Here is a 6,785-nt window from a genome sequence, read left to right as displayed (position 1 = left end):
GTCTCCGGACGGCCGGGCCAGGCGGTGTCCGGACGGCCGGGCCGGAGAACAGGGGCCGGGCCGGAGAACGGGGGCCCGGCCGGGGAACGGGGGCCGGAGGCAAGCTCGACCGGCCGCCGCGTGGCCGGGGTCACGGGCGGGGCGCGGCCGGCGGCGGAGTCCTTGGTCAGTAGCGGGTGCCGACGGGCGGCGGGACCTCGGCGAGCTCGGCCAGGTCGGCCTCGGACAGGGCCAGGTCGGCCGCGCCGCAGTTCTCCTCCAGCCTGGTGAGCCGCTTGGTCCCGGGGATCGGCACGACGTGGTCGCCCTGGGCGAGCGTCCAGGCGATCGCGACCTGGCCGGGCGTCGCGCCGTGCCGGTCGGCGACGGCGCGGACCCGGTCGACGATCGCCAGGTTCGCCTTCAGCGCCTCGTCGGCGAAGCGCGGCAGGCGGGCCCGGAAGTCGTCCTCGCCGAAGTCCGCCGCCGACGTGTACGTGCCGGTCAGGAAGCCGCGGCCGAGCGGGGAGTAGGGGACGAACCCGACGCCGTGCTCGGCCGTCCAGGCGACCACCTCGTCGTCGCGCGTCCACAGCGACAGCTCGTTCTGGACGGCGGTCACCGGGTGGATCGCGTGCGCCGCCGCGATCTGCTCGGGCCTGACGTCCGAGATTCCGAGTTTCCGGACCAGTCCCTGCTCGACCAGTTCGGCGAGCGCGCCCCAGCTCTCCTCGAGCGGGACGTCGTCGTCCACCCGGTGCAGGTAGTAGAGGTCGATGCGGTCGGTGTCCAGGCGGCGCAGCGACTCCCGGACGGCGGCCCGGATGTGCTCCGGACGGCCGTCCCGGTACATGGCGCGGGTGTCCTCGCCCGGCGGGATGCGCAGCCCCACCTTGGTGGCGAGGACGACCTCGTCGCGGCGGCCCTTCAGCGCCCGCCCGACCAGTTCCTCGTTGGTGAACGGGCCGTACACGTCGGAGGTGTCGATCAGCGTCGCGCCGAGCTCGACCGCCCGGTGGACCACCCGGACCGACTCGGCGTCGTCCCGCTCCCCCACGGTGTAGGCGTGGGTCATCCCCATGCAGCCGAGACCGACCGCACCGACCGACAACTCACCGATATCACGCTTGTCCACAATTCCTCCGGTTCCGTATTTGGTACCGAAGGTGACGTTACTCAGGACGAGCGGCGGCGCGACACCTCGTAGAGCGCGACACCGGCCGCGACGCCCGCGTTCAGCGACTCCGCCTGACCCGGCATCGGGATCGTGACGAGCATGTCGCAGGTCTCGGCGACCAGGCGGCCGAGCCCCTTGCCCTCCGAGCCCACGACCAGCACGAACGGCCCGTTCGCGATCTCCAGCTCGCCGATCGGGGTGGTGCCGGCGGCGTCCAGCCCGGCGACGAAGCAGCCCGCCTTCTGGTACGCCTTCAGCTGCCGGGCGAGGTTGGTGGTCTGCGCGACCGGCAGGCTCGCGAGCGTCCCGGCGGAGGTCTTCCACGCGCCCGCCGTGACCCCGGCCGCACGCCGCTCCGGCACGACCACACCGGACGCGCCGAACGCGGCGGCGCTGCGGACGATCGCGCCGAGGTTGCGCGGGTCGGTGATGCCGTCCAGCGCCACGATCAGCGGGCGGGCGCCGCGGAGCAGGTCGTCCGGGTGGGCGTAGCGGTACGGCTTGACCTGGAGCGCGATGCCCTGGTGGACGGCCCCGTCGGTGAGCCGGTCGAGCTCGCCGCGCCCGGCCTCCAGCAGCGGGATGCCCCGGTCGGCGGCCATCTGGATCGCCTCGCGGATGCGGTCGTCGCGCGCGTCGGTCACGTACAGCGCCGAGCCGGGGACCTTGGCGCGCAGCGCCTCGACCACCGGGTTGCGGCCGGTGACCAGCTCCGGGGTCTCACCGGTCGCCCGGCGCGCCCCGGCCGGACGGCCCGTGGGCGTCCCGGCCTTGGCGGCGTCGGCCGCCGTCTTGCGGGCGGCCCGTGCCCCGCCCGGACCGAGCGTCTCGGTCCCGGTGCGACGGGAGCTCTTGACGGCCCGGGCCTTCTGGCGCTTGCCGTGCCAGTGCCGGTCCTCGGCCTTGGGGGTGGGGCCCTTGCCCTTGCGCTTCGGCATGATCGTTTTACGCCCTTCGCGACGGTTGCGGCTTTGCGGTTGCACGCCCTCGTGGCGTCGGGCGGCTCAGATCTCGGACGCGCCCCTGATTTTCCGCGCGCGCCCTCAAACCTCTGATTTTAGGTGCCGTCCGCCCCTGCCCACGCCACCCCGCCCTTCGAGCAGGAGGCGGGCCTCTCCGGGCTCGGCCGGAGGAGGCGGCAAGGCGCACGCGACGACCCCCGATCGCGGTGACGCGGACCTCGCCCCACCCGACCGCGAACTGCCGCCGATCACGAAGGGCAGCCGATCACGAAGGGCAGCCGTTCTATGCGGCCGACCGCGAGGTCAGTCGCTGGGTGCGGCCGACCCCGAAAGGCGGCCGGCCCCGAAAGGCGACCGGCCCCGAAAGGCGACCGACCGCGAGGGGCGGTTGCCGGGTCGGCTCGGGCGTGGCGTGGGGGCGCGGGGCCGGGGTGGGGTCAGTCGCGGCGGAGGTCCCAGCGGGGGCCGTGGGGGGTGTCCTCGACGAGGACGCCCGCCTCGGTGAGCCGGTCGCGGATGGCGTCGGCGGCGGCGTAGTCCTTGCGCCTGCGGGCCTCCTGCCGCTGCTCCAGTGCCACCTTGACCAGGGCGTCCACGATCGGGGCCAGGTCGTCGCCGGTCGCGCCGTCGCCCTCCTGGGCCAGCGGGTCGAGGCCGAGGACGCCGGTCATGGCGCGGACCGCGGCCAGGTGGCGGCGGACGGCGTCCTTGTCCTCGGCCGCGAGCGCGCTGTTGCCCTCGCGGACGGTCTCGTGCACGGCCGCGAGCGCCTGCGGGACGCCCAGGTCGTCGTCCATGGCCTGGACGAACGCGTCCGGCAGCGCGCCGGGCTCGCCGGGACCGGCGACCTCGGCGGCGCGCTTCACGAACCCCTCGATCCGCTGGTAGGCGCTGACCGCCTCGGCGAGCGAGGAGTCGGTGTAGTCCATCAGCGACCGGTAGTGGGCGGACGCGAGGTAGTACCGCACCTCGACGGGGCGCGCGCGGTCGAGCAGGTCGGGCAGCAGCACGACGTTGCCGACCGACTTGCTCATCTTCTCGCCGTCCACGGTCAGCAGGCCGTTGTGCAGCCAGTACCGCGCGAACCCGTCGCCCGCCCCCTTGGACTGGGCGATCTCGTTCTCGTGGTGCGGGAAGATCAGGTCGACGCCGCCGCCGTGGATGTCGAACGTCGCGCCGAGGTACATCGTCGCCATCGCCGAGCACTCCAGGTGCCAGCCCGGACGGCCCTCGCCCCACGGCGTCTCCCACGCGGGCTCGCCCGGCTTGGCGCCCTTCCAGAGCGCGAAGTCGCGCGGGTCGCGCTTGGCGTCCTCGTTCGGCGTGTCACCGGCCGACCGCATGTTCTCCAGGCGCTGGTTCGACAGCTCGCCGTACCGGTCGGCCCAGGAGTTCACGTCGAAGTAGACGTCGCCCTCGGACGCGTAGGCGTGCCCGTTGTCGATCAGCCGCCGGATCAGCTTGATCATCTCCGGAACGTGCCCGGTGGCGCGCGGCTCGATCGTCGGCGGCAGGCAGCCGAGCAGGTCGTAGCCCCGGCCGAAGATCCGCTGGTTGCCCTCGGCGACCGCGAACCACGGCGTGCCGGTCTTCGCGGCGACGTCGAGGATCTTGTCGTCGATGTCGGTGACGTTCCGGACGAAGGTCACCTCGTAGCCGGACGCCCGCAGCCAGCGCAGCAGGACGTCGTAGATGACGCCCGAGCGCAGGTGCCCGATGTGCGGGGCGGCCTGCGGCGTGGCGCCACACACGTACATCCCCACGCGGCCCTCTCGGAGCGGCTCGAACGCGCGGACGGTACGGGTGCTGGTGTCGTAAAGGCGCAGGCTCACGCCCCCAGGTTATTGGATCGTCCGGGAGCAGGGTGGACTCAAACGTCCTTTCGTCCGCCGTCCCCCCGATTCCCCCCGCACCGCGAAGGCCTGGCCTTCCATGAGAACGCTCCCGCCCTCCACGCGAAGGCCGCTGCTTCCCGCGCGGGAGTGTCTGCCTCACGGTCGGAGGACCCGGCCTCCGGGATGAAGGCCGGGCCTCCGGGGTGGACGGATGGACGTCCGGGGCCGGTCAGCGGGTGTGGACGTACGACGGGGTCACGCGGACGATCACGCGCTCCTCCGGGCCCTGCGCCCGCCACGGGCCGCCGGTGTACTTCTGGGACAGCTCCTCGATGAGCGCGGCGTCCGGGTCGTCCTCGATGGTGGCGGTGCCGCGGACCTCGACGTACTCGTACGGGTTGGACAGGTCGTACGTCGTCAGGTTGACGCGCGGGTCGCGGACGAGGTTGGAGTGCTTGCGGCGTCCCTTGACCGTGGAGAACACGATCGTGTCGCCGTCCACCTTGGCCCAGACCGGGCTGGCCTGCGGCGCGCCGTCCGCGTTGAGCGTCGCCACCGTCACGAAGTTCTTCCCGTCGAACAGCTCACGCGCCTTGTCGTTGAGCGCCTTCTCCGCCATACGACACCTCCAGAAGATCGACTACTCAGCGCATCCTCGCATGCGCGCGATCTTCCGCCGCGTCCCCGGCCGTCCTACGGACGCCGGTCGGTGCTCGGGGAGCATGGTCCTCAGTGGACGGGGCGGTCGCGGACGGCGGCCAGGCGCGCGCAGAGTTCGACCAGCGCCACGGCGTTGGGCGTCTGCGCCGCGAGCGCGGTCAGCTCCCGTCCACCGTCGATCGTCTCCACGCGGACCAGCCCGTTCATCATGCTCACGTGGCGGACGGCGGGCCACGGCACCTGCTGGCCGTCCTTGGCGACGCCCTCCGGGCCGACCTCGAACGTTCCGAGCCGGACCGTCTCGCCACCGCGCACGGCCGCCGCCAGCCGCGGGACGACGCGGGCCGTCACCTCCGCGACGACGACCTCGCCGAGCCGCCGCACGTCGGGCAGCCGGTCGTCGAGGGGCAGGTCCCGGCCGCCCTCGGCGGTGACGGTGAAGCGCCAGCGCGTCCGGCCGCGCGCCCCGGTGCGGACGCCCGCGACGGTCACGGCGGACAGGTCGTCCCAGTGGTAGGCGACCGCGCGTCCCGTCCCGGCGTAGACGAGCCCGCCCCCGAACAGGTAGACGACCGGCATGCGCTCCCGCAGCCCGGCACGCAATGCGATGCGCACGGCCAGCGCCAGGTACGCGACGGCGAGGGACGCGGCGAGCAGGCCGATCCAGAACCGTCCGGACCTGAGGTAGAGCGCCGCCGCGGGCGCGAGGACGAGGACGGCGAGGCCGAGCAGGACCAGCCAGCCGACGGCGCGCCGGCGGCCGGTCCGGGCGTCGAACACCCGGACCGGCACGCCGAGCCCGTGCGCGGCCGCCCGCTCCAGCACCGGACGAGGAAATGGCACAAACTACCGATTACCCCGATGGAAGCGAAGGAAATCACCACCAACCGCCACGGCCCCGTCACCGCCGTCCGGGCCCGCCCGTCCGCCCGGGTCAGGTGGCGGTGCGGGCCCAGGTCCAGGCGTACTCGGGGTCCTCGCAGCGGCGGGCGGCCGGGCCGAGATCCAGGGGACGGAAGGTGTCGATCATGACGGCCAGCTCGGTGGCCCGGTCGTGCCCCTGCCTGACCGCGTCGATCACCGCCTCCACCGCGCCCGGCTGCGGCCCGTGCGTGAATCCGGCGGGGTGCAGCGAGATCGAGCCGATGCCGATGCCCGATCCCTTCCGGGCGGTGTAGTCGCCGCCGACGTAGAACATCATCTCGTCGGAGTCCACGTTGTGATGGTTGTACGGGATCGGCACGGCCTCCTCGTGGAAGTCCAGCGGACGCGGGCAGAAGGAGCAGATCACGAAGTTCGGCCCCTCGAACGTCTGGTGGACGGGCGGCGGCGCGTGCGTCCGCTTCACGATCGGCTCGAAGTCGTGGATGCTGAACACGTACGGGTACAGGCAGCCGTCCCACCCGACCACGTCGAACGGGTGGTGCAGGTACGTCAGCCGGGACAGGCCGCCGCGCGTCCGCACGATGACCGGCACCTCGCCGCCCTCCCGCCGCAGCGGTTCGGTGGGGGCGCGCAGGTCGCGCTCACTGTACGGCGCGTGCTCCAGGAACTGCCCGAACTGCGAGAGGTACCGGCGGGGCGGACGCACATGGCCGGACGCCTCGATGACGAGCGCGCGGACCGTCTCCCCCTCCTTGGGCACCCAGCGGTGGATGGTCCCGGTCGGAATCACCACATAGTCGCCTTCGGTGACGTCCAGCGCCCCGTAGGTCGACTCGAACGTCGCCTGGCCGGTCTGGATGTAGACGACCTCCGCCCCCACGGAGTTGCGGTACAACTCGCTGGGACCGCCGGACGAGGCCACGAACGACATCCGCACGTCCTGGTTGCCGAACAGGACCTGCCGTCCGAGCACGAGGTCACCGCCGACCGGGAGGTCCTGGGTGCGGTAGCCGCGCGGCTGCAGCGGATGGTTCGGGGCCATGCCCTCGGCCGTGGACGCGTCGTCCAGCCCCTCGCTCTTGATGATCGCGGTGGGCGCGTACCGGTGGTAGAGCAGGCTGGAGTCGGACGAGAAGCCCTCCTCGCCCATGAGCTCCTCGGCGTAGAGACCGCCGTCCGGGCGGCGGAACTGCACGTGACGCTTGCGCGGGACCTCGCCCACGACCCGGTAGTACGGCATCGCTGCCTCCAGTTGGGGACGTCATCGTCACCAACACCGTACGTCCC

At 72.9% G+C, this 6,785-nt stretch carries 6 protein-coding genes; all 6 read right to left on the bottom strand.

The genetic code is table 11. From position 1 onward, the window contains the following. Positions 1-166 precede the first annotated feature (166 nt). Positions 167-1,114, bottom strand: coding sequence for an aldo/keto reductase (locus tag DZF91_RS06185; protein WP_268915921.1), 948 nt, complete (start codon positions 1,112-1,114; stop codon positions 167-169). A 41-nt stretch (positions 1,115-1,155) separates the two neighbouring features. Beyond that, positions 1,156-2,094 carry a 23S rRNA (guanosine(2251)-2'-O)-methyltransferase RlmB gene (gene rlmB / locus DZF91_RS06180; RefSeq protein WP_117356521.1) on the bottom strand — a complete coding sequence of 313 codons (939 nt, stop codon included), beginning with the start codon at positions 2,092-2,094 and terminating at the stop codon, positions 1,156-1,158. 461 nt (positions 2,095-2,555) lie between these two features. Then, a complete protein-coding gene (gene cysS / locus DZF91_RS06175; RefSeq protein ID WP_117356520.1) occupies positions 2,556-3,950 on the bottom strand; it encodes a cysteine--tRNA ligase in 1,395 nt (464 codons plus the stop codon). A gap of 232 nt (positions 3,951-4,182) precedes the next feature. Further along, positions 4,183-4,572 (bottom strand): PPOX class F420-dependent oxidoreductase, encoded by a 390-nt coding sequence (locus DZF91_RS06170; RefSeq protein WP_117356519.1) that lies wholly within the window; start codon positions 4,570-4,572, stop codon positions 4,183-4,185. Between the two features lie 110 nt (positions 4,573-4,682). Then, on the bottom strand, positions 4,683-5,438 hold the full coding sequence (locus tag DZF91_RS06165) for a DUF6585 family protein (protein ID WP_117356518.1): 756 nt from the start codon (positions 5,436-5,438) through the stop codon (positions 4,683-4,685). Positions 5,439-5,547: 109 nt separating this feature from the next. After that, positions 5,548-6,738, bottom strand: coding sequence for a homogentisate 1,2-dioxygenase (locus DZF91_RS06160; RefSeq protein WP_117356517.1), 1,191 nt, complete (start codon positions 6,736-6,738; stop codon positions 5,548-5,550). Positions 6,739-6,785 lie beyond the last annotated feature (47 nt).

It is taken from the genome of Actinomadura logoneensis, assembly GCF_003428695.1.
GTDB classification, from domain to species: Bacteria; Actinomycetota; Actinomycetes; order Streptosporangiales; family Streptosporangiaceae; genus Spirillospora; species Spirillospora logoneensis.
The sequence above is the reverse complement of the archived record's forward strand: the minus strand, read 5'-3'. Positions and strand labels throughout refer to the sequence as shown.